The 21,820-nt window shown below is 72.8% G+C and carries 19 protein-coding genes; 14 read left to right on the forward strand and 5 right to left on the reverse strand.

The genetic code is table 11. The features are described 5' to 3' along the window. Positions 1-2 precede the first annotated feature (2 nt). Complete coding sequence (locus tag ACWDVG_RS14960) at positions 3-584, forward strand: TetR/AcrR family transcriptional regulator (RefSeq protein WP_451699572.1); 582 nt, start codon at positions 3-5, stop codon at positions 582-584. 21 nt (positions 585-605) lie between these two features. On the opposite strand, the gene ACWDVG_RS14965 is transcribed toward ACWDVG_RS14960, so the two are convergent. Continuing rightward, complete coding sequence (locus tag ACWDVG_RS14965; RefSeq protein ID WP_451699573.1) at positions 606-1,880, reverse strand: PucR family transcriptional regulator; 1,275 nt, start codon at positions 1,878-1,880, stop codon at positions 606-608. Positions 1,881-2,074: 194 nt separating this feature from the next. Here ACWDVG_RS14965 and ACWDVG_RS14970 point away from each other — a divergent pair, with 194 nt between their 5' ends. Beyond that, on the forward strand, positions 2,075-3,001 hold the full coding sequence (locus ACWDVG_RS14970; RefSeq protein WP_451699574.1) for a proline dehydrogenase family protein: 927 nt from the start codon (positions 2,075-2,077) through the stop codon (positions 2,999-3,001). Between the two features lie 32 nt (positions 3,002-3,033). After that, positions 3,034-4,665: an L-glutamate gamma-semialdehyde dehydrogenase gene (gene pruA / locus ACWDVG_RS14975; protein ID WP_451699575.1), complete on the forward strand. Its 1,632-nt coding sequence runs from the start codon at positions 3,034-3,036 to the stop codon at positions 4,663-4,665. Between the two features lie 74 nt (positions 4,666-4,739). Here pruA and ACWDVG_RS14980 read toward each other — a convergent pair whose 3' ends face one another. Then, on the reverse strand, positions 4,740-5,621 hold the full coding sequence (locus tag ACWDVG_RS14980; RefSeq protein ID WP_451699576.1) for an alpha/beta fold hydrolase: 882 nt from the start codon (positions 5,619-5,621) through the stop codon (positions 4,740-4,742). A 108-nt stretch (positions 5,622-5,729) separates the two neighbouring features. Here ACWDVG_RS14980 and ACWDVG_RS14985 point away from each other — a divergent pair, with 108 nt between their 5' ends. The 4 genes from ACWDVG_RS14985 to ACWDVG_RS15000 all read left to right on the forward strand — a co-directional run bounded on the left by ACWDVG_RS14985 (position 5,730) and on the right by ACWDVG_RS15000 (position 9,177). Further along, a complete protein-coding gene (locus ACWDVG_RS14985) occupies positions 5,730-6,266 on the forward strand; it encodes a GNAT family N-acetyltransferase (RefSeq protein WP_451699577.1) in 537 nt (178 codons plus the stop codon). Positions 6,267-6,548: 282 nt separating this feature from the next. After that, positions 6,549-6,680: a hypothetical protein gene (locus ACWDVG_RS14990; RefSeq protein WP_451699578.1), complete on the forward strand. Its 132-nt coding sequence runs from the start codon at positions 6,549-6,551 to the stop codon at positions 6,678-6,680. A 126-nt stretch (positions 6,681-6,806) separates the two neighbouring features. Continuing rightward, complete coding sequence (locus tag ACWDVG_RS14995) at positions 6,807-7,847, forward strand: 3-isopropylmalate dehydrogenase (protein WP_451699580.1); 1,041 nt, start codon at positions 6,807-6,809, stop codon at positions 7,845-7,847. Between the two features lie 244 nt (positions 7,848-8,091). After that, the gene (locus tag ACWDVG_RS15000; protein ID WP_451699581.1) at positions 8,092-9,177 is read left to right on the forward strand and encodes a branched-chain amino acid aminotransferase; all 1,086 of its coding nucleotides are present in this window, start codon (positions 8,092-8,094) and stop codon (positions 9,175-9,177) included. 60 nt (positions 9,178-9,237) lie between these two features. Here ACWDVG_RS15000 and ACWDVG_RS15005 read toward each other — a convergent pair whose 3' ends face one another. Further along, complete coding sequence (locus tag ACWDVG_RS15005) at positions 9,238-10,665, reverse strand: cytosine permease (protein ID WP_451699633.1); 1,428 nt, start codon at positions 10,663-10,665, stop codon at positions 9,238-9,240. A gap of 176 nt (positions 10,666-10,841) precedes the next feature. Between ACWDVG_RS15005 and ureA the strand changes: the two genes are divergently transcribed. The 5 genes from ureA (at position 10,842) to ACWDVG_RS15030 (ending at position 16,358) form a co-directional block, all read left to right on the forward strand. Then, positions 10,842-11,549 carry an urease subunit gamma gene (gene ureA, locus ACWDVG_RS15010; RefSeq protein WP_451699582.1) on the forward strand — a complete coding sequence of 236 codons (708 nt, stop codon included), beginning with the start codon at positions 10,842-10,844 and terminating at the stop codon, positions 11,547-11,549. Continuing rightward, positions 11,549-13,231 (forward strand): urease subunit alpha, encoded by a 1,683-nt coding sequence (locus ACWDVG_RS15015; RefSeq protein ID WP_451699634.1) that lies wholly within the window; start codon positions 11,549-11,551, stop codon positions 13,229-13,231. Before ureA ends, ACWDVG_RS15015 begins: the two co-directional genes overlap by 1 nt. A gap of 21 nt (positions 13,232-13,252) precedes the next feature. Continuing rightward, entirely contained in the window at positions 13,253-14,269 is a 1,017-nt protein-coding gene (locus ACWDVG_RS15020; RefSeq protein ID WP_451699583.1) for an agmatine deiminase family protein, read from the forward strand. Between the two features lie 133 nt (positions 14,270-14,402). Next, entirely contained in the window at positions 14,403-14,942 is a 540-nt protein-coding gene (locus ACWDVG_RS15025; RefSeq protein ID WP_451699635.1) for a TetR/AcrR family transcriptional regulator, read from the forward strand. An 81-nt stretch (positions 14,943-15,023) separates the two neighbouring features. Further along, a complete protein-coding gene (locus ACWDVG_RS15030; protein WP_451699584.1) occupies positions 15,024-16,358 on the forward strand; it encodes an MFS transporter in 1,335 nt (444 codons plus the stop codon). A gap of 6 nt (positions 16,359-16,364) precedes the next feature. Here the strand turns inward: ACWDVG_RS15030 and ACWDVG_RS15035 are convergent, their stop codons facing one another. Next, on the reverse strand, positions 16,365-17,051 hold the full coding sequence (locus ACWDVG_RS15035; RefSeq protein WP_451699585.1) for a hypothetical protein: 687 nt from the start codon (positions 17,049-17,051) through the stop codon (positions 16,365-16,367). 534 nt (positions 17,052-17,585) lie between these two features. Here ACWDVG_RS15035 and cimA point away from each other — a divergent pair. Continuing rightward, entirely contained in the window at positions 17,586-19,202 is a 1,617-nt protein-coding gene (cimA, locus tag ACWDVG_RS15040) for a citramalate synthase (protein ID WP_451699586.1), read from the forward strand. A 50-nt stretch (positions 19,203-19,252) separates the two neighbouring features. Continuing rightward, positions 19,253-20,611, forward strand: a complete 1,359-nt coding sequence (locus ACWDVG_RS15045) for a hypothetical protein (protein WP_451699587.1) — start codon at positions 19,253-19,255, stop codon at positions 20,609-20,611. Between the two features lie 32 nt (positions 20,612-20,643). Here ACWDVG_RS15045 and dnaN read toward each other — a convergent pair whose 3' ends face one another. Continuing rightward, positions 20,644-21,741: a DNA polymerase III subunit beta gene (dnaN, locus tag ACWDVG_RS15050; RefSeq protein WP_451699588.1), complete on the reverse strand. Its 1,098-nt coding sequence runs from the start codon at positions 21,739-21,741 to the stop codon at positions 20,644-20,646. Positions 21,742-21,820: the final 79 nt, after the last annotated feature.

Genomic DNA, 21,820 nt, shown 5'->3' on the forward strand with positions numbered 1-21,820 from the left:
TCATGGGACACAAGGAAGACCTGCTCGACGGCGCCAAGCGCTGTCTCCTGGAGAAGGGGTACGGGCGGACCACGGCCCGTGACATCGTCGCCGCGTCGGGCACCAACCTCGCCTCCATCGGCTATCACTACGGCTCCAAGGACGCCCTGCTCCAGCAGGCCTTCCTCGCTCTCACCGAGGAGTGGGGCGAGCGGGTCGGTCCGGCCGGTACGGGCGAGGAGAAGCGGGAGCTGCCGGCCGATCCGTACGCCCGGTTCCACGCCGTCTGGGAGCAGGTGATCGCGCAGGCCGGGGCCAGCCGGCCCGTCTGGAGGCTCCAGACCGAGATCGTCACCCGGCTCGACGACGACGAGAAACTGCGCGACGCCATCAAGGAGCCGCAGCGCGAGGGCCGGCTCGGCATGGCCGAGGGCTTCCTCGGCATCGACCCGGAGGCCGACCCGGAGAAGGCGCGGGTGGCCGGGCTGCTCTGTCAGGCGCTGGTGGCCGGGGTGATGATCCAGTGGATGGTCGACCCGGACACCGCACCGACCGCCGACGACCTCACCGAGGGGCTCAAGGTCCTGATGGAGCACCGCGACTGACGGGGCTTCCGGCCGGGACGCTCACAGCCGGGCCGCCTTGAGCGCCATGTGGAGGAGCAGCCGGTCCTCGCCCGCGTCCAGGTCGAGGCCGGTGAGCTGCTCGACGCGGGAGAGGCGGTAGTAGAGCGTCTGCCGGTGGATGCCGAGCGCCGCCGCCGTGCGGCCCGCCTGGCCCGCGTGGTCGAGGAACACCTCGGCCGTGCGGGCCAGTTCCGCGTGGGCGGGGGTGAGCAGCGGGCGGACGGCGGGGTCGGGTTCGGCCGGGGGCAGGGTGGTGAGCAGGCGGTACGGCCCGAGGGCGGCCCATTCGGCGAGCGGGCCGAGCGCGGGCTGGGCGTGCGCGGCGCGCGCCCCCGAGGTGGCCTCCCGCCAGGAGACGTCCAGGTCGGCGAGCCCGCGCCGGGGCGCGGCGATCCCGGCGACCGCCGGGGGACCGGCGGGGCCGGCGTGAGCAGTGGGACCTGCCGGACCCGCACCTGCCGGACCCGCCGGACCCGCCGCACCGGCCGAGCCGCGCAGCCGGGTCGCCGCGGTGGTCGCGGGGGAGAGGTTGTCGGCCGAGCGGAGCCGTACGAGCACGGCGAGCGCGCGCTGCGCGGCGGGCACCGGGCCGGTGTCGGACCCCCCGGCGGCCGCGGGCGCGAGCGAGGGGCGCGGGCCGGCCGGGGGGCGCCAGGGCAGGGTGCACAGGGCGGCCGCGCCGGGGACCGTACGCGGCGAGGGGCTGTCCTCCTCGCCCCACGGGGCCAGGCACACCAGGGCGTGGAGCCCCTCCGCGTCCGGGCCGAGCGCGGTCCGCAGGGCGGCGAGGGCCATGTCGTACTGCCAGCCGCGCTCCGCCGTCAGGGCGGCCCGCAGTTCGCGGGAGAGGTCGGCCCCGGCGCGCTCCTCGTCGGCGAGCAGGTCCCCGATCCGGGCGGCGACCTCCATGGCGGCGGTCAGTCGCGTGTGCGAGGGACCCGGCTCGGCGTCGAGCAGCCAGACGTACCCGAGGACGACGCCCCGGTGGCGTACGGGAAGGCAGATGCGGTCCCGGAACACGCCCGCGTCCGGGGCGGCCGGGATGCGGACCGGGCCGGTCGCCCGGGTGATGCCGAAGCCCTCGAACCAGGCGCGGACCGCGGGCGTGGACTTCCTGGTCAGGATCGAGCGGGTCCTGACCGGGTCCATGGCGCTGTCGTCGTCGCTGTCGTGGGCACCGAAGGCGATCAGGCCGAAGTCGCGGTTCTCCAGGGTCGCGGGGGCGCCGAGCAGCCCCGAGATCTCGTCCACCAGGTCCTGGTAATCGCCCTTCACGGCCTCATTCTCGCACCCGGCGGCCGCTCCTTCAGACAGATGTCTGAGGGCGGGGCCACGGATGCGTGACAGCTGTAGATGGCGGACGATCGGACCGATCCATAGGTTTCACGGTGGTTCTCCGTGCTGTTCCCGGTTCGTTCCCTTGATCCGGTTATGGCCCCGTTCTACCCTTGCCCCTCTGGAGGTGCCCCGTGCTGGGTCCCGTGATCCTGGCCGCGTCGCGCAGCGACAAGATGCGCCGTCTCGTTTCGGCAGCCCCCGGGACCAAGCAGGTCGTCGCCCGCTTCATCGCCGGGGAGACGGTCGACGACGTCGTCCCGATCGTCCGGGAGCTCAGCGAGCGCGGCCTGGAGGTCACCCTCGACGTCGTCGGTGAGGACATCACCACCGTCGAGCAGTCCTACGCCGCCCGGGACGCCTACCTGGAGCTGATCGGCCGTCTCAAGGAGCTCGGCCTCGGCGAGCGCGCCGAGATGTCCGTCAAGCTGTCGATGTTCGGCCAGTCCCTGGAGGACGGCCACGAGCTGGCCCTCTCCAACGTGCGCCCGGTCGTCGTCGCCGCCGCCGAGATCGGCACCACCGTCACCCTGGACGCCGAGGACCACACCACCCTCGACTCGATGTTCGCCATCCACGAGGAGCTCCGGAAGGACTTCCCGCAGACCGGCTGCGTCATCCAGGCGTACCTCTTCCGCACCGAGGACGACGCCCGCCGCCTCGCCGCGAACGGCTCCCGCGTCCGGATCGTGAAGGGCGCCTACAAGGAGCCCGCCTCCGTCGCCCTCCAGGACAAGGCCGAGATCGACAAGGCCTACGTCCGGATCATGAAGATCCTCATGGACGGCAAGGGCTACCCCATGATCGGCTCGCACGACCCGCGCCTGATCTCCATCGGCCAGGAGCTGGCGCGCCGCGCCGGGCGCAAGCTGGACGAGTACGAGTTCCAGATGCTGTACGGCATCCGCGGCGAGGAGCAGAACCGCCTCGCCGCCGAGGGGCACCGGATGCGCGTCTACACCGCGTACGGCACCGACTGGTACGGCTACTTCATGCGCCGCCTCGCGGAGAAGCCGGCCAACCTGCTCTTCTTCGTCCGCTCCATCCTCACCAACGGCTGAGCCCCCACCCCTCCGAAGGAGTTACGAGACTCATGGACGCTGTGACCCAGGTCCCCACTCCCGTCAACGAGCCGGTGCACGGCTACGCCCCCGGCTCGCCCGAGCGCGCGCGCCTGGAGGCCAAGCTCAAGGAGCTGGCCGACAACCCGCGCGAGCTGCCGATGACCATCGGCGGCGTGAAGCGCATGGGCGGCGGCGACGAGTTCAAGGTCGTCCAGCCGCACAACCACAAGTCCGTCATCGGCACCTTCCGCGGTGCCACCCAGCAGGACGCCCAGGACGCCATCGACGCCGCCCTGGCCGCCGCCCCGGCGTGGCGCGCGATGTCCTTCGACGACCGCGCCGCGATCATCCTGCGCGCCGCCGAGCTGCTCGCCGGCCCCTGGCGCGAGACGCTGGCCGCCTCCACCATGCTCGGCCAGTCGAAGACCGCCCAGCAGGCCGAGATCGACACCCCGTGCGAGCTCGTCGACTTCTGGCGCTTCAACGTGGCGTACGCCCGCCAGATCCTGGCCGAGCAGCCGCCGGCGAACTCCCCGGGCGTCTGGAACCGCCTGGACCACCGCCCGCTGGAGGGCTTCGTCTACGCGATCACGCCGTTCAACTTCACGGCCATCGCGGGCAACCTTCCCACCGCCCCCGCCCTCATGGGCAACGTGGTGGTCTGGAAGCCGTCCCCCACGCAGACCCACTCCGCCGTGCTCCTCATGGAGCTCCTGGAGGAGGCCGGCCTGCCGAAGGGCGTCATCAACCTGGTGACCGGCGACGGCATCGCCGTCTCCGAGGTGGCCCTGAACCACCGCGACCTCGCCGGCATCCACTTCACCGGCTCCACCAAGACCTTCCAGCACCTGTGGAAGACGGTCGGCACCAACATCGAGACGTACCGCTCCTACCCGCGGATCGTCGGCGAGACCGGTGGCAAGGACTTCGTCGTCGCCCACCCGAGCGCCGACCGCGCCGTCCTGAAGACCGCGCTGACCCGCGGCTCCTTCGAGTTCCAGGGCCAGAAGTGCTCCGCGTCCTCGCGGGCGTACATCCCGGCCTCCATCTGGAACGACGGCTTCAAGGAGGAGTTCGCGGCCGAGGTCGACGGCATCCGCATGGGTGACGTCACCGACCTCTCGAACTTCATCGGCGCCGTCATCGACGACCGCTCGTTCGCCAAGAACAAGGCGGCGATCGACCGTGCGGCCGCCGACCCGAGCTGCACGATCGTCGCAGGCGGCACCTACGACGACTCGGAGGGCTGGTTCGTCCGCCCGACCGTCATCGAGTGCACCGACCCGGAGAACGAGGTCTTCAAGGCCGAGTACTTCGGCCCGATCCTCGCGGTGTACGTGTACGAGGACGAGAAGTACGACGAGATGCTGACCCAGATGGAGTCGGTCTCGGACTACGCCCTCACCGGCGCGGTCATCTCGAACGACCGCGCCGCCGCCGCGCACACGATGGAGAAGCTCCGCTTCGCCGCGGGCAACTTCTACATCAACGACAAGTCGACCGGCGCCGTCGTCGGCCAGCAGCCCTTCGGCGGCGGTCGCGCCTCGGGCACGAACGACAAGGCCGGCGCGCCGCAGAACCTGATGCGCTGGACGCTGACCCGCGCCATCAAGGAGACGCTGGTCCCGCCGACCGAGTACGGCTACCCGCACATGGGCTGACCCCCCCCCGCCGCGCGAGCGGCCCCTGATCACCGCCCCCCTCCTGGACCCCCAAACCAGGACGGGGGCGGTTCTCATACTCCGACGCGCCGGGCGAGGAAGTCGTCGATCAGCGCGGCGATCCGGGGGGCGTGCGTCTCCAGGGCGAAGTGGCCGGTTGGAAGGAGGTGGACCTCGGCGTCCGGGAGGTCGCGGCGGAAGGCCTCCGCGCCGGCCGGGACGAAGACCTCGTCGCCCTCGCCCCAGACGGCGAGGAGCGGGACCCGGGAGGTACGGAAGTACCGCTGGAAGGCCGGGTAGAGCGCGAAGTTGGAGCCGTAGTCGGCGATCAGGTCGAGCTGGATCCCGTCCTGGCCGTCGCGGGCCATCAGGGCCGCGTCGTGGTGCCAGGCGTCCGGGCTGAGCAGCTCGCGGTACCGGTCGGGGACACCCGTCTCGTACTGCCACCGGATGCCGTCGAGCGAGCGGATGGCGCGGACCGGGGCCTCGGTCTCCGGTGTGCGCTCCTCGATCAGGGCGAGGACCGGGGCCCAGGCGTCGGCGCCGAGGCCCTCCTCGTAGGCGTTGCCGTTCTGGGTGACGATCGCGGTGATCCGTTCCGGGTGGGCGAGGGCGAGCCGCAGGCCGATGGGGGAGCCGTAGTCCTGAACGTAGAGCGCGAACCGGTCGAGGCCGAGGGCCTCCGTGAACGCGGATGTCAGGTCGGCGAGCTCCGCGAAGGTGTAGGGGAAGTCCGTCGCCGGGGGCGCCGCGCTGAGGCCGAAGCCGAGGTGGTCGGGGGCGATCAGCCGGTAGCGGTGGGCGAGGAGCGGGATCAGGTCGCGGAACATGTGCGAGCTGGTGGGGAAGCCGTGGAGCAGGAGCAGCACGGGCGCGTCGGCCGGCCCCGCCTCGCGGTAGAACAGCTCGTGGCCGCGGACGGTGACGGTGCGGTGGCGGGTGGGCAGCACGGACATGGTCTAACCCCTTAAATGTGGGATAATGGTTAGAGGTTGATGCGACCAGGGCGGCTCTCACCTGTCAATGGTGGGTGAGCGGTTAGGTGGTCGTGGCAGTCTGGGGTCATGACCGTGAGGACCGCGCCCACCCACGCCCTCGGCGACGACCGGCTCCGTGCCCTCCGCGCGCTGCTCGACGCCGCCTTCGACGGGGACTTCTCGGACGAGGACTGGGACCACGGCCTCGGCGGGGTGCACGCCTGGATCGAGGACGCGCGGGGGATCGCCGCCCACGGGGCCGTCGTGCAGCGCCGGGTGCTCCACGCCGGACGCTCGCACCGGGTCGGGTACGTCGAAGGAGTCGCCGTCCGCGCCGACGTACGGCGCCGGGGGCTCGGCGGGGCCGTCATGGCCGAGCTGGAGCGCGTGATCGACCGCACCCACCGCTTCGGCGCCCTCTCCGCGTCCGACGAGGGCGCCGCGCTCTACCGGGCGCGCGGCTGGCGGCTCTGGGAGGGGCGGCTCGCGGCGCTCGGGCCCGGCGGGACCGTGCCCCTGCCCGAGGAGGAGGGGTCCCTCTTCCTGTGGCCCGCGGGCGGGCGGCCGCTGCCCGGCGTCGCCGACCCGCTGGTCTTCGACTGGCGGGACGGCGACCTGGTGTGACGCCTGGTCTGGCGGCCGGGTGCGAGGGCCCGGTGTGACGGGACTCGGGGCTCTCTCCGTCTCAGATAGTAGGAAGTCCGAGTAATTGTGGAGACAGATGCGAGTCGCTGGCCTAGCTTTGTAGGAGCCGAACGTCTCGCTTCATCAAGCGAGGGCGGACGAGAGCGCGACGCCCCGTGCAGGCAACCCCTGCGGCGGCGCTCCCCGCCCCTTCCGGCGCCTTCGATCACCACTGATCTCCGCACGCCCGGATCACCACTGATCTCAAGGAGTCGATCCCTCATGGCCGCTCAGACCGCCCGCCGCGTCCGCCACTCCGCCAACCGCCCGAGCGACGAGGCCCGCAAGAACGCCGCCGCCGCCCTCCAGCGCGCCCTCGACCGCCGCGACAACGGCGGCTCGACCGGTCACTGAGCCGCGGGCCGCCGGGCTTTCCGGCCGGCCCTCGGGCCGACCGCCGGTTCACCCGTTCCGGTTGGCCGTTCGTCCACATGATGGACGTAACGTGTCAGACGATGGGACGAAGAGTAGGGTGCCGACATGTCTCACAGCATCAATCTCGCAGTCATCCCCGGCGACGGCATCGGCCAGGAGGTCGTGGCCCAGGGCCTCAAGGTCCTCTCCGCCGTGCTTCCGCAGGACGTGAAGCTGGAGACCGAGGAGTACGACTTCGGCGCCACGCGCTACCACGCCACCGGTGAGACCCTCACCGACGCCGACCTCGACTCCCTCAAGAAGCACGACGCCATCCTGCTCGGCGCGATCGGCGACCCGTCGGTCCCCTCCGGCGTCCTGGAGCGGGGCTTCCTGCTGAAGCTCCGCTTCGCCTTCGACCACCACGTGAACCTGCGTCCCTCGAAGCTGCTCCCCGGCGTCGCGACCCCGCTCGCCGGCCAGCCCGAGATCGACTTCGTCGTGGTCCGCGAGGGCACCGAGGGCCCGTACACGGGCAACGGCGGCACCATCCGCAAGGGCACCCCGCACGAGGTCGCCACCGAGGTCTCCGTCAACACCGCCTTCGGTGTGGAGCGCGTGGTCCGGGACGCCTTCGCCCGCGCCCAGGCCCGCCCGCGCAAGAAGCTGACGCTGGTCCACAAGAACAACGTGCTGACCTTCGCCGGTCACCTCTGGACGAACACCTTCCAGAAGGTCGCCCAGGAGTACCCCGAGGTCACCACCGACTACCTGCACGTCGACGCCGCGACGATCTTCCTGGTCACCGACCCGGCCCGGTTCGACGTGATCGTCACCGACAACCTCTTCGGCGACATCATCACCGACCTCGCCGCGGCCGTCTCCGGCGGCATCGGCGTCGCCGCCTCGGGCAACATCAACCCGAGCGGCGAGTTCCCGTCCATGTTCGAGCCGGTCCACGGCTCCGCGCCGGACATCGCGGGCCAGGGCAAGGCCGACCCCACGGCCACCGTCCTCTCCGTCGCCCTCCTGCTGCGCCACCTCGGCTACGAGGCGCAGGCCGCCCGCGTCGAGGAGGCGGTCGCCGCCGACCTCACGGAGCGCGGCGACTCCGTCCGCACGACGGACGAGATCGGCGACGCGCTCGCCGCGCGAGTAGCGAGCTGACCCGCGCCTCCTGACATCACGCAGCAGCCGCCGGGTCGTACACGCACCCGGCGGCTGTTTCCTGTGCGGTCGCGGGGTGCCACCATCGAACCCCGGACCGCGTTCACCCGTTTCGTGCACCGGTCCCCACGCGCGATAATCGAACGTGGGGCCGCGGCATGCGGGAAAGCTCGGACGTCCTAGAACCGATCCCTAGCGGCGTGAGCGCGGTCCGACCCACACAAACGGTGAAGGACACGCACTCATGACGACGATCGAGCTCAAGCCCTCCTCCAGCCCGCTGTCCGACGCGGAGCGCGAGGCCGTCCTGGCCAACCCGGGATTCGGCCGCCACTTCACCGATCACATGGTGACGGTCCGCTGGACCGAGGGCCGGGGCTGGCACGACGGCCAGCTCGTCCCGTACGGCCCGCTCGCCCTCGACCCGGCCACCAACGTCCTGCACTACGCGCAGGAGATCTTCGAGGGCCTCAAGGCCTACCGCCGCCCCGACGGCTCGGTCGCCAGCTTCCGTCCCGACGCCAACGCCCGCCGCTTCCAGGCCTCCGCGCGCCGCCTCGCCATGCCCGAGCTTCCGGTCGAGACGTTCATCGAGGCCTGCGACCTGCTCGTCCAGCAGGACAAGGCGTGGGTCCCGGAGCACGGCGGCGAGGCCTCGCTCTACCTGCGCCCGTTCATGATCGCGACCGAGGTCGGCCTCGGCGTCCGCCCGGCGAACGAGTACCTCTTCGTCGTCATCGCCTCCCCGGCCGGACCGTACTTCCCCGGCGGCGTGAAGCCCGTCTCCATCTGGGCCTCGGAGGACCGCGTCCGCGCCGTCCCCGGCGGCATGGGCGACGCCAAGACCGGCGGCAACTACGCCGCCTCGCTGCTCGCGCAGGCGGAGGCGGCGGAGCAGGGCTGCGACCAGGTCTGCTACCTCGACGCGGTCGAGCACAAGTGGGTCGAGGAGCTCGGCGGCATGAACCTGTACTTCGTGTACGGGAACCGCATCGTCACCCCCAGCCTCAGCGGCTCGATCCTGGAGGGCATCACGCGCGACTCCCTCCTCACCCTCGCCAAGGACCTCGGTTACGAGGTGGAGGAGGCCCGCGTCTCCATCGACCAGTGGCAGGCCGACACCGAGGCCGGCACCCTCACCGAGGTCTTCGCCTGCGGCACCGCCGCCGTGATCACGCCGGTCGGCACCGTGAAGTCCGCGCGCGGCGAGTGGCGGCACTCGGGCGGGCAGCCGGGCGAGGTCTCGATGCGGCTGCGCGAGGCGCTCCTCGCCATCCAGACGGGCAAGGCCGAGGACGTCCACGGCTGGATGCACGAGCTGGGCAAGTGACCCGCTGGCCGGCGGCCGGGCCCGTGCCGGGCCGCCGGCGCGGCGGGCCCGGTCCGCCGGTCAGTCCGCCAGGGCGCCCGGGACGGTCTCCGTCCCGGGCGCCTCGGCGTGCGCGCCGGCCGGCGTGAGGATCGCGTACAGCGCCCCGCCGACCACGCCCGACAGGACGAAGGAGCAGTCGATCCCGCCGGTCAGGGCGAGCAGCGGCCCCTCGTAGAGCGGGGTCGAGACGGCGGCCAGGCCGACCGCCGCACCGATCGCCCAGGAGGCCGTGGCGCGCGCGTGCCAGCCCGCCGCGTACCAGTAGATCCCGCCCCGCGCCCGGCGGTTGTAGACCTGGAGCGCCTCCGGGTCGTACGTCCCGCCGCACCGCGCGTGACCGATCAGGGTGATCACCGCCCAGGGGGTGCCGATCGCCGTCAGGAGCAGGACGAACGACGTCATCGCGGACTGCGCGTCCGAGGCGAAGTGGCCGAGGAAGACGAAGCCCGTCGCCACCGCCGCGACCACGAGGGTGGCCCGCGCCCGGGTGGCCCGGGGCAGGATCGCGTCCAGGTCCAGACCCATCGAGTAGAGCATCAGGCCCGCGTTGCCGACGGAGCCCGCCGTGGCCGCGAGCAGCAGCGGTACGAGGTACCAGACGGGCGACGCGTCGACGAGGGGGCCCGCGTAGTCGAGGCCGCCGCGCGCGGCGAGCGCCGTGAACGTACCGAAGAGCTGGGGGACCAGCAGGCCCACGACGAGGCCGAGGCAGGTGGCCCGCAGGACGGACCTCGGGCTGTGGCGCCCGGGGGAGACGTAGCGCGTGTAGTCGCCGAGCAGGGTGATGAACGCGACGGGCCCGCTGAGCCCGGCGGCGACGGCGGAGAGCACCCAGGTCGGCCAGAAGGAGCCGAGCAGGTACGGGGTGTCCGGCACCGGGGCGGTGGTGAAGTCCCCGGCGTACGCGACGAGTCCGAGCGCGAGCAGCAGGGTCATGCCGACGGCGAGGACCTTGCTGAGCCGCAGCAGCAGCCGGTAGCCGTACACGGCGGCGACCACCGTGCCGGCGGCGAGCAGGGCGTAGACGACCGCGTGCGCGGCGTCGCCGGTGGGCAGTCCGGCCAGGCGCGCGAGGGCGCCGACGACGACGTCGCCGCCGATCCACAGCGTCAGCGCCGTGTAGCCGAGCGAGAGCAGGAGCCCGACGACCGAGCCGACGAGCCTGCCGCGGACGCCGAAGAAGGCGCCGGAGGAGGTGGAGAGGTTGGTGGCGGTGCGCAGGGAGACGAGCGCGAGCGGGGCGGTGACGGCGACGCCGACGAGGGTGCCGGTGACGACCGAGGTCAGCGAGGCCCAGAGGCCCAGCCCGAAGGAGACGGGGAGCCAGCCGAAGACGATCACGCCCAGGCAGAGGTTGGAACCGAGCAGGATCGCGACGAGGTCGCGGGGGCCGCTGGTGCGTTCGGCCTCGGGGATGGTGTCGACTCCGCGCTGTTCTATCGACATCGACGACATGGGCGACTCCTGGGGAGGGGAGCGGGGGCGGGGGAGCGGGAGTGCCGAGCGGGGGGCGGCGCGTTTAGAGTGACGCTCAATGTGACCCACATCGGTTGGTCGCGTCAATGCTTGGAAGCTGCGGCTTCAGCATTTAGAGTGTCGCTCAAACAGGAGGTGTTTCGGACGTGCGACTGACCCCCACGGAACGCGACCGGCTGCTGCTCTTCGGCGCCGCCGAGCTCGCCCGTGCCCGCCGGGCCCGCGGGCTGCGGCTCAATGTCCCCGAGGCGACCGCCCTCGTCGCGGACACCGTCTGCGAGGCGGCCCGCGACGGCAAGCGACTCGCCGAGGCCATCCAGGCGGCCCGCTCGGTCCTCGGCCCGGACGACGTCCTGCCGGGCGTCGCCGACATCGTCACCGAGGTCCACGTCGAGGCCGTCTTCGAGGACGGCTCCCGCCTCGCGGTCGTCTCCGATCCGATCGGCCGGGCCTCCTCCCCCGAGGCGGAGGGGGACGGACCGGGCGCCGTGGCGCCGGGCGCGCTGCTGCCCGGCCCCGGACACCCCGCGACCGAGCCGGCGCTGACCCTGCCCGTACGGAACACGGCGACCGTCCCCGTCAGCGTCACCTCGCACTTCCACTTCTTCGAGGCCAACCCGCGCCTCGACTTCGACCGGGCCGCCGCCTACGGCATGCGCCTGGCCATCCCGGCCGGCGCCTCCTTCCGCTTCGACCCGGGCGGCGAGGCCGAGGTGGGACTCGTTCCCATCGGCGGCGCGCGCGTCGCCATCGGCTTCGCGGGCCTCGTCGACGGCCCGCTGGACGCGCCCGGCGCGAAGGAAGAGGCCCTGCGGCGCGCGGCCGCCTGCGGATACCTGGGAGTTGAGGCGTGATGGACCCGTACGAGTACGCATCGGTGCACGGCCCCCGCGCCGGAGACCGCGTCGTCCTGGGCGACTCCGGCCTCGTCGTCCGGGTGGAGTCCGACTCCCAGAAGCCCGGCGACGAGTTCCTGGCCGGCTTCGGCAAGACCGCCCGCGACGGCCTCCACCTCAAGGCCGCCGCCGTCCGCGAGACCTGCGACGTCGTCATCAGCAACGTCCTCGTGATCGACGCCGTGCAGGGCATCCGCAAGGTCTCCGTCGGCATCCGCGAGGGCCGGATCCACGCCATCGGGCGGGCCGGGAACCCCGACACCCTCGACGGGGTCGACGTCGTCGTCGGCACCGGCACCTCGATCGTCTCCGGCGAGGGCCTCATCGCCACCGCCGGAGCCGTCGACACCCACGTCCACCTCCTCTCCCCGCGGATCATGGAGGCCTCGCTCGCGAGCGGCGTCACCACCGTCATCGGCCAGGAGTTCGGCCCGGTGTGGGGCGTCGGCGTGAACTCGCCGTGGGCCCTGCGGCACGCGTTCAACGCCTTCGACGCCTGGCCGGTCAACATCGGCTTCCTCGGCCGCGGCTCCTCCTCGGACCCCGCGCCGCTCGTCGAGGCGCTCGCCGAGGGCGGCGCGTCCGGCTTCAAGGTCCACGAGGACATGGGCGCCCACACCCGGGCGCTCGACACGGCGCTGCGGGTGGCCGAGGAGCACGACGTACAGGTCGCCCTGCACAGCGACGGCCTCAACGAGTGCCTGTCGGTCGAGGACACCCTCGCCGTCCTGGAGGGGCGGACCATCCACGCCTTCCACATCGAGGGCTGCGGCGGCGGACACGTGCCGAACGTCCTCAAGATGGCGGGCGTGCCGAACGTCATCGGCTCCTCGACCAACCCGACGCTCCCCTTCGGGCGCGACGCGGTCGCCGAGCACTACGGCATGATCGTCTCCGTCCACGACCTCAAGACCGACCTCCCGGGCGACGCCGCCATGGCGCGCGACCGGATCAGGGCCGGGACGATGGGCGCCGAGGACGTCCTGCACGACCTCGGCGCGATCGGCATCACGTCGTCGGACGCGCAGGGGATGGGAAGGGCCGGCGAGACCGTACGCCGGACCTTCGCCATGGCCGGGAAGATGAAGGCCGAGCTGGGCCCCCTGGAGGGCGACGGCGCGCACGACGACAACGCGCGCGTCCTGCGCTACATGGCCAAGCTCACCATCAACCCGGCGATCGCCCACGGCCTCGCGCACGAGATCGGCTCGATCGAGGTCGGCAAGCTCGCCGACATCGTGCTGTGGCGCCCCGAGTTCTTCGGTGCCAAGCCGCAGCTCGTCCTCAAGTCGGGCTTCCCCGCGTACGGGGTCGTGGGCGATCCGAACGCCGCCACGGACACGTGCGAACCGCTCGTCCTCGGCCCCCAGTTCGGTGCCCACGGCGCCACCCCCGCCGACATCTCCGTCGCCTTCGTCGCCCAGGCCGCCGTCGACCTCGGCGCCGACCGGATGCCGACCCGGCGCCGCCGCGTCGCCGTCCGCGGCACCCGCGGCATCGGCCCCGCCGACCTGCGGCTCAACAGCCGCGTCGGGGACGTCCAGGTCGACGGCCGCACCGGCCTCGTGTCCCTGGACGGCTCGCCGATCCGCTCGGAGGCGGCCGAGTCCGTCTCGCTCAACCGCCTCTACTTCCTCTGATCTCCCCTAGGACCCGTACCCATGACGTACCGCATGCCCGCCGAGTGGACCCCGCACGAGCGGACCTGGATGGCCTGGCCCAGCCCCAACCCCACCTTCACCAACGAGGAGGAGCTCGCCGAGGCGCGCACCGCCTGGGCCTCCGTCGCCCGCGCCGTACGCCGCTTCGAGCCGGTCACGATGGTCGTCGCGCCGGGCGACGCGGAGGGCGCGCGCGCCGCGCTCGGTGACGGCGTCGACCTCGTCGAGCGCGAACTGGACGACGCCTGGATGCGGGACATCGGCCCCACCTTCGTCACGAACGGCACCGAACTCGCCGCGGTCGACTGGGTGTTCAACGGCTGGGGCGCCCAGGACTGGGCCCGCTGGGAGCACGACTCCAAGGTCGCCCGCCACGTCGCCGACGTGGCCGGCGTCCCCGTCCTCACCTCCCCTCTGGTGAACGAGGGCGGTGCGATCCACGTCGACGGCGAGGGCACCGTCCTGCTCACCGACACCGTCCAGCTCGGCCCGGGCCGCAACCCCGAGTGGACCCGCGAGCAGGTCGAGCAGGAGATCCACGCCAAGCTGGGCACGACCAAGGCGATCTGGCTCCCGCACGGCCTCACCGGCGACTACGGCCTGTACGGCACCCAGGGCCACGTCGACATCGTCGCCGCCTTCGCCCGCCCCGGCACGGTCCTCGTGCACAGCCAGCAGGACCCGCGCCACCCGGACTACGAGCGCTCCCGGATGTACGTCAACCTCCTCCGCGCCCAGACCGACGCCCAGGGCCGCCCCCTGGAGGTCGTCGAGGTCCCGGCCCCCACGGTCCTCAAGGACGAGGAGGGCGACTGGGTCGACTACTCGTACATCAACCACTACCTGTGCAACGACGGCGTGGTGCTCTGCGCCTTCGACGACCCGCACGACGAGCTCGCCGCGGAGATCTTCCGCCGCCTCTTCCCGGAACGCGAGGTGGTCCTCGTGGACGCCCGCACGATCTTCGCGGGCGGCGGCGGCATCCACTGCATCACCCAACAGCAGCCGGCGGTCTGACCGGCCGCCCCCGCTCTCCCGCCGGACGCGATCGGTGTAGAACGTACGAGTGAGTCAGAGCAGCAGCCCGAGCCCCCACCCCCGCCGTCGCAACCAGGCCGCGCCGCCGCGCGAGGAGGTCTTCGCCGCGGCCATGGACACCGTCGCCGAGCGGGGGCTCGAAGGGCTCACCATGGCCGGGCTGGGGCGGCAGGTCGGGATGAGCAGCGGGCACCTGCTGTACTACTTCCGCACCAAGGACGAGCTGCTGCTGCAGACCCTGGAGTGGAGCGAGGGCCGGCTCGGGGCCGAGCGGAGCGCGCTGCTCTCCCGTCCCGGGACCGCCCGCGAGCGGCTCGACGGGTACGTCGACGTGTACGTGCCCGACGGGCCGCGGGACCCGCACTGGACGCTCTGGCTGGAGGTCTGGAACCGCTCGCAGAACGCGGACGAGGACGCCCGCGCCCGGCAGGCCGCCATCGAGGGCGCCTGGCACCGGGACCTCGTCGCGATCCTCGCCGAGGGCGTCTCGCGGGGGGAGTTCCGGGCGGTCGACCCCGACCGGTTCGCCACCCGGATGCGCGCCCTCCTGGACGGCTTCAGCGTGCACGTCGCCGTCGGGATCCCCGGCACGGGAAGGTCCCAAGTCCTCGCGCACGTAAGGGAGTTCGTCGCCGAAACCCTGCTCGCGTGAACGATAGGAACGCAAGTACTCCCGATCGTTGCGCGAGGCACCCTTGTTGCGGACCGGTCGGCTCCGGCACGGTTCGGGGCCATGGGACGAGATCAGTGGAAGAAGATCTGGGTCGGCTCGGCAGGCAACATGGTCGAGTGGTTCGACTGGTTCGTGTACGCGAGCTTCGCCACCTACTTCGCGGGCGCCTTCTTCCCCGAGGGCAATGACACCGCCAAGCTCATGAACACCGCCGGCATCTTCGCCGTCGGCTTCTTCATGCGGCCCGTCGGCGGCTGGCTCCTCGGCCGGGTCGGCGACCGCAGGGGCCGCAAGGCCGCCCTCACCCTCACCGTCACGCTCATGTCCGCCTCGGCGCTGCTCATCGCCGTCGCCCCCACCTACGCCGTCGCCGGATACGGCGGCGCCGCCGTCCTCCTGGTCGCCCGGCTGCTCCAGGGCCTCTCCGTCGGCGGCGAGTACGCGGCCAGCGCCACGTACCTCACCGAGGCCTCGGCCCCCGAGCACCGTGGCTTCGCCTCCAGCTTCCAGTACGTGTCGATGACCGCCGGCCAGATCCTCGGCCTCGGCCTGCTGATCGTCCTCCAGCGGACGATGTCCGCCGAGGCCCTGCACAGCTGGGGCTGGCGCGTCCCCTTCGTCATCGGGGCCCTCGGCGCGGCCGTCGTCTTCTACCTGCGCCGCACCATGCTGGAGACGGAGGTGTACGAGGAGAGCGCCGACGCGGGCGTCGAACCCGGCGAGCAGGGCACCCTCCGGGCCCTGTGGGCGCACCGGCGGGAGGCGTTCCTCGTCGTCGCGCTCACCATGGGCGGGACCGTGGCGTACTACACGTACACCACCTACCTCACCAAGTACCTCTCGAACTCCGCCGGGCTCCCCAAGCAGACCGCCACCCTGGTCTCCTTCTGCGCCCTCATCGTCTTCGCCTGCCTGCAGCCGCTCGCCGGGCGGCTCTCCGACCGGATCGGCCGCCGCCCCCTCCTCATCGCCTTCGCGGTCGGCTCCACCGTCCTCACGGTGCCGATCATGACGATGCTGGGGCACGCGGGCTCCTTCTGGCCGGCGCTCGGGCTCTCCCTCCTCGCCCTCCTCGTCGTCACCGGCTACACCTCGATCAACGCGTGCGTGAAGGCCGAGCTGTTCCCCACCGGCGTCCGCGCCCTCGGCGTCGCCCTGCCGTACGCGATCGCCAACGCCCTCTTCGGCGGCACCGCCGAGTACGTGGCCCTCTGGTTCAAGAACGCCGGGATCGAGTCGGGCTTCTTCTGGTACGTCGCCGGCTGCGCGGCCGTCTCGCTGGTCGTGTACGTCACCATGCGGGAGACCCGCGACATCGACCTCGGCCGGGTGGGGAGGACCGGGAAGCCGGACCGCGCCGGCGAGCAGGAGAAGGCGTCGGCCCCCGTCCTCTGACCACCCCTACGGGGTGGCGCTCGCACGGGCGCTCGCCACCCGCTGCTGAAGCTTCTGGAGGACGCCCCGGGCCCGCGGGCCCAGGGCCGCGGCGTTGTCAGGGGTCTCGTAGACGAGCACGCTCACCACGGTGTCGCCCGTCCGGCCGGTGTAGAAGACGTAGGGGTAATCGGTCGTGGCGCCGCTGGCGTCCGCCGTCTGGGTCCCCTCCTCGGCCACCGTCCGGTCGAGGCCGGCCACCTCGGGCGCCGTGGCCTGGCGGACCGAGGACCAGCGCACCTTCTCGAACTGCTGCGTCGGGCAGCGGCGCGTGGTCTCCTCCGCGCCGTCGACGTACGCCTCGGCCGTCTCCGCGTCCACGAAGACCCGCACCTCGGTGTTCGACGTCAGGGTCGACCGACTGTTCCGCACGGTGCGGTTGACCGCGGCCAGGGTCCCCGATCGGGCCGCCTGCTGGAAGCCCTTGCAGTCCTGCCCCACCTCGTACTCGCCCGCCGGGTCCTGCTCGTACGGGTCGCCCTTCGAGTACCCGGCCCCCCAGTCCGCCGGCGTCATGGCCACGCGCTCGGCGAGGGCCTGCGCCCGCGCACGGGCGGAGGAGGAGTCGGTGGGCGGGGCGGACGCCGCCGGGCTCGACGCGGTCGCGGGCGGGGGGTCGCCGTCGTCCCCGCCGAGCAGGGCCACCAGGCCCACGCCCTGGTCGCCGCCACAAGCGCTCCACCGGCGGCGACCAGGGCGAAGCGGCGGCGGCCTCCTCCTCCGGGGGGCCGCGCGGTGGACCCGGCCCCCGAACCGTGCTGGGGGTCGGGCTCCGGCGGGGGCGGGCGGAGGGGACCGGAAGGCGGCCCCGAGGGAGGGCCGGACGGCGGTCCGGAGGGAGGCGCGGGAGGGGGCGGGGTGCTCACACGGACGATCGGTACCACCGGCGCGCCGCCCGCATCCTGAGACTGAGCTGCTCTCACCCGCGCGGCTGTGCCAGACTTCCGGCGTGCTTGCTACCACGATGATTATCGGCAGCGGCGCGCCGGTCCGCAGTGGCCACTGAACCGCGGAACGACCCCCGCGGCAGTGGACACCGTGCCCCAGACCCGCGCGCAGACCTCTCGCACCCGCGAGGGGTTTTTTCGTTTTCCGGCCCCACCCGCGCCGGAAACGGACGACGCGTGAGAATGGGGGCAAGTGGATCCAGACCTTCCGGAGCCACATCCGACAGGAGCCATCACAGTCATGACCACGGAGAACGGCGAGAGCCCGCGCCTCGACGACAGCTTCCATGTCTTCGACACGACGCTGCGCGACGGGGCGCAGCGTGAAGGCATCAACCTCACCGTCGCGGACAAGCTGACCATCGCCCGGCACCTCGACGAGTTCGGCGTGGGCTTCATCGAGGGCGGCTGGCCCGGCGCCAACCCGCGCGACACGGAGTTCTTCGCCCGCGCCCGCCAGGAGATCGCGTTCAGGAACGCCCAGCTCGTCGCCTTCGGCGCCACCCGCAGGGCCGGGGGCAGCGCCGCCGACGACCCGCAGGTCAAGGCGCTCCTCGACTCCGGCGCTCCGGTGATCACCCTGGTCGCCAAGTCGCACGACCGCCACGTCGAGCTGGCCCTGCGCACCACCCTCGACGAGAACCTGGAGATGGTCCGCGACACCGTCGCCCACCTGCGCTCCCAGGGCCGCCGCGTCTTCGTGGACTGCGAGCACTTCTTCGACGGCTACAAGGCCAACCCGGACTACGCCAAGGCCGTGGTGCGCGCCGCGCACGAGGCCGGCGCCGACGTCGTCATCCTCTGCGACACCAACGGCGGCATGCTCCCCGCCCAGATCCAGGCCGTCGTCGCCACCGTCATCGCCGACACCGGCGCCCGGCTCGGCATCCACGCCCAGGACGACACCGGCTGCGCCGTCGCCAACACCCTCGCGGCCGTCGACGCGGGCGCCACCCACGTCCAGTGCACCGCCAACGGCTACGGCGAGCGGGTCGGCAACGCCAACCTCTTCCCCGTCGTCGCGGCCCTGGAGCTGAAGTACGGCAAGCGGGTGCTGCCCGAAGGCGCCCTCGCCGAGATGACGCGGATCTCCCACGCCATCGCCGAGGTCGTCAACCTCACGCCGTCCACCCACCAGCCGTACGTCGGCGTCTCCGCCTTCGCCCACAAGGCCGGCCTGCACGCCTCCGCCATCAAGGTCGACCCCGACCTCTACCAGCACATCGACCCCGAGCTGGTCGGCAACACCATGCGGATGCTCGTCTCCGACATGGCCGGCCGGGCCTCCATCGAGCTCAAGGGCAAGGAGCTGGGAGTCGACCTCGGCGGCGACCGGGCCCTGGTCGGCCGGGTCGTCGAGCGGGTCAAGGAGCGCGAGCTCAAGGGCTACACGTACGAGGCCGCCGACGCCTCCTTCGAGCTGCTCCTCCGCGAGGAGGCCGAGGGCCGGGCCCGCCGCTACTTCCGTACGGAGTCCTGGCGGGCGATCGTCGAGGACCGCCCCGACGGCACCCACGCCAACGAGGCCACCGTGAAGCTCTGGGCCAAGGGCGAGCGGATCGTCGCCACGGCGGAGGGCAACGGCCCGGTCAACGCCCTGGACCGGGCGATGCGGGTGGCCCTGGAGCGGATCTACCCGCAGCTCGCCAAGTTCGAGCTGGTCGACTACAAGGTCCGCATCCTGGAGGGCCGCCACGGCACCGAGTCCACGACCCGGGTCCTGATCACGACCAGCGACGGCAACGCCGAGTGGTCCACGGTCGGCGTCGGCGAGAACGTCATCGCCGCCTCCTGGCAGGCCCTGGAGGACGCCTTCACGTACGGGCTGCTGCGAGTGGGGATCGACCCCGCCGAATAGGCGTTCTGCCTGCTATGTCTAGTTCGATGCCGTTCGGGTAGCGTCGAACCATGAGGACCAGGCCGCTCTCCGTACTGTCGGCCCTCGCCGGGCTGATCCTGCTGCTGCTCCTGGCCCTGGCCCCCTCCTCGGGCGCCAGGGCCACGGGGATCCCCGACGTGGCCGCCGCCCTGAAGCAGGGTCCGGTCTACGTCGATCCCGCCGCCGCCGACCAGCTCTCCCGGGCCGAGGCGGACGCCCTCGCGAAGAAGATCGAGGACGCGGACAAGCCGGTCTTCGTGGCCGTGCTGCCCGCGAACGCCCAGTTCCCGCCCGCCGATCTCTTCCGGAACCTGCGCACCCAGACCGGGATCACCGGTCTCTACGCGATCCGGCTCGGCGACGGGTTCGACGCCAAGGCCGACCCCTCGGTCATGTCCGCGGACGCCGTGAGCAACCTCGTCGCCTCCGTCCGCCAGCCCGGTGTGGACGCGGCCACCGAGCTGAACAACTTCGTCGACCAGGCCCTGCCCACCGCCCGCGGCTCCGCCCCCGCCTCCTGGGGCAGCGCCGGTACGGACGCCGGGGTCCCCGTCGCCGGACTCGTCACCCTCGGCGCCGTCGCCGCGGTCGGCGGCGCGAGCGCCTACGCCGTGGTCCGCGGCAAGCGCCGCCGGAAGGAGGCGGAGGAGCGGGAGGCGCTGGAGAAGCTCCGCGTCGTCGTCGACGAGGACATCACCGCCTTCGGCGAGGAACTCGAACGGCTCGACTTCCATCCCGCCGAGGCGGGCGCCGACGAGGAGATGCGCGCCGACTACGAACACGCCCTCGACGCGTACGACAAGGCCAAGGGCCTCATGGCCTCGGCCGCCCGCCCGCACGACGTCCGGGGCGTCACCGAGGCCCTGGAGGACGGCCGCTTCGCGCTCGCGGTGCTCGCCGCCCGACGCGCCTCCCGGCCCCTGCCCGAACGCCGCGCCCCCTGCTTCTTCGACCCCCGCCACGGGCCCTCGACCGAGGACCGCACCTGGACCCCGGCCGGCGGGGCGCCGCGCCAGGTGCCCGTCTGCGCCGCCGACGCGGCCCGGCTCGACGACGGCCTCGACCCGCTGGCCCGCACGGTCGACACCGGCTACGGGCGCCGCCCCTACTGGGAGGCGGGCCCGGCGTACGGGCCCTGGGCGGGCGGCTACTTCGGCGGCGGCCTCCTGCCCGGCCTCCTCGTCGGCACGATGCTCGGCTCGACGCTCTCCATGCCCGCGTACGCCTCCGAGTACGGCGGCTCCGAGTTCGAGGGCGGCGACGTCTCCGGCGCCGAGTTCGACTCCGGCTCCTTCGGCGGCGGCGACTTCGGCGGGGGCGACGGAGGCGGCTTCGGCGGCGGGGACTTCGGCGGTGGCGGCGGCTTCGACGGCGGCGGCGGGTTCTAGGCCCTCTCTTTTGGATCTTGCTTCCCGGTGGGTCACACCAGGGGCTTCACGGACATCAGCAGGTGCTGGTGGTCCCCCTTCCCGCCGTCGGTGAGCAGCGCGCGCTGCCCGGGGCCGAGGAGGTGGAAGCGGATCTCCGGGGCCTCGAACGAGCCGAGGGCGTCCAGCAGGTACCCGGGGTTGAACGCCACCGTCACCGGCTCGGCGGCGGTGCACACGGCCGGCAGCCGCTGGCTGGCCACGTCGTCCTCGTACCCCGCCCGCAGGTGGACCGTCGCCCCGTCGAAGGCGAGCCGGACGGGGCTGTCGCCCTCCGCGACGACCGCGACCCGCTTCACGGCCTCGACCAGCGGAGCCCGCGCGGTCACCGCGACGACGGGGTCGCCGAGCGCGAACAGCTTGTCGTGCTTCGGGAGCCGGCCGTCGAGCAGCCGGGTCGTGGCGCGCAGCCCGGCCGCCTCGAAGCCCAGCGAGCCCGCGTCCAGCGCGAGCCGGACCCGGTCCGCACCGGCGAGCGACCGGGCGATCTCGGCGAGGCGGCGAGCCGGGACCACCACGTCGGCGGCCGCGACTCCGGCGTCCGGGTACCACTCGAGGGCCCGGACCGCGTAGCGGTAGCGGTCCGTGGCCGCCAGGGTCATGACCGGGCCGTCGAGGGCGAGCCGTATCCCGGTGAGGACCGGCAGCGCGTCGTCCCGTCCGGCCGCCACGGCCACCTGGCCGACCGCCGCCGCGAAGGCGTCCGCGTCCACGTGCCCCCGGAGCGCGGGCAGCGCGGGCGCGGCCGGATAGTCGTCGAGCGGCAGCAGCGACAGGCCGAACCGGGCGTCGCCGGAGGTCACCGAGAGCCGGGCGCCCTCGGTCTCCAGGCGCGCCGCGCCGCGCGGCAGCACCTTGCAGATGTCGTGGAGCCGTCTGCCCAGGACGAGCGCCCGCCCCTCGGTCACGGTGTCGGCCTCGGTCTCGACCCGCGCGGAGGCCTCGTGGTCGAGCCCGGAGACGCGCAGCCGCCCGTCGGCCGCCTCCAGGAGCAGGCCCCCGAGGACGGGCACGGGGGACCGGGCGGGCAGCACGCGCGCGGCCCAGGCGACGGCGTCGGTCAGCGCGCCGCTGTCGATGCGGATGTCCATGCCGCCGACGCTAGCCGCCCCCACCGACAACGCCCTTGGCAGAAGGCCTCGTTCGGCCGGCGGGAGCGCGGGAACCCGG

It is taken from the genome of Streptomyces sp. NPDC003327 (genome assembly GCF_053589515.1).

What these genes read in the sequence shown, in the direction of transcription:
- ACWDVG_RS14960 (WP_451699572.1), top strand. Translation starts at nt 3, where the DNA reads ATGGGACACAAGGAAGACCTGCTCGACGGCGCCAAGCGCTGTCTCCTG.
- pruA (WP_451699575.1), top strand. Translation starts at nt 3,034, where the DNA reads ATGGACGCTGTGACCCAGGTCCCCACTCCCGTCAACGAGCCGGTGCAC.
- ACWDVG_RS14980 (WP_451699576.1), bottom strand. Translation starts at nt 5,621, where the DNA reads ATGTCCGTGCTGCCCACCCGCCACCGCACCGTCACCGTCCGCGGCCAC.
- ACWDVG_RS14985 (WP_451699577.1), top strand. Translation starts at nt 5,730, where the DNA reads ATGACCGTGAGGACCGCGCCCACCCACGCCCTCGGCGACGACCGGCTC.
- ACWDVG_RS14990 (WP_451699578.1), top strand. Translation starts at nt 6,549, where the DNA reads ATGGCCGCTCAGACCGCCCGCCGCGTCCGCCACTCCGCCAACCGCCCG.
- ACWDVG_RS14995 (WP_451699580.1), top strand. Translation starts at nt 6,807, where the DNA reads ATGTCTCACAGCATCAATCTCGCAGTCATCCCCGGCGACGGCATCGGC.
- ACWDVG_RS15000 (WP_451699581.1), top strand. Translation starts at nt 8,092, where the DNA reads ATGACGACGATCGAGCTCAAGCCCTCCTCCAGCCCGCTGTCCGACGCG.
- ACWDVG_RS15005 (WP_451699633.1), bottom strand. Translation starts at nt 10,665, where the DNA reads ATGTCGATAGAACAGCGCGGAGTCGACACCATCCCCGAGGCCGAACGC.
- ACWDVG_RS15015 (WP_451699634.1), top strand. Translation starts at nt 11,549, where the DNA reads ATGGACCCGTACGAGTACGCATCGGTGCACGGCCCCCGCGCCGGAGAC.
- ACWDVG_RS15020 (WP_451699583.1), top strand. Translation starts at nt 13,253, where the DNA reads ATGACGTACCGCATGCCCGCCGAGTGGACCCCGCACGAGCGGACCTGG.
- ACWDVG_RS15025 (WP_451699635.1), top strand. Translation starts at nt 14,403, where the DNA reads ATGGACACCGTCGCCGAGCGGGGGCTCGAAGGGCTCACCATGGCCGGG.
- ACWDVG_RS15030 (WP_451699584.1), top strand. Translation starts at nt 15,024, where the DNA reads ATGGGACGAGATCAGTGGAAGAAGATCTGGGTCGGCTCGGCAGGCAAC.
- cimA (WP_451699586.1), top strand. Translation starts at nt 17,586, where the DNA reads ATGACCACGGAGAACGGCGAGAGCCCGCGCCTCGACGACAGCTTCCAT.
- ACWDVG_RS15045 (WP_451699587.1), top strand. Translation starts at nt 19,253, where the DNA reads ATGAGGACCAGGCCGCTCTCCGTACTGTCGGCCCTCGCCGGGCTGATC.
- dnaN (WP_451699588.1), bottom strand. Translation starts at nt 21,741, where the DNA reads ATGGACATCCGCATCGACAGCGGCGCGCTGACCGACGCCGTCGCCTGG.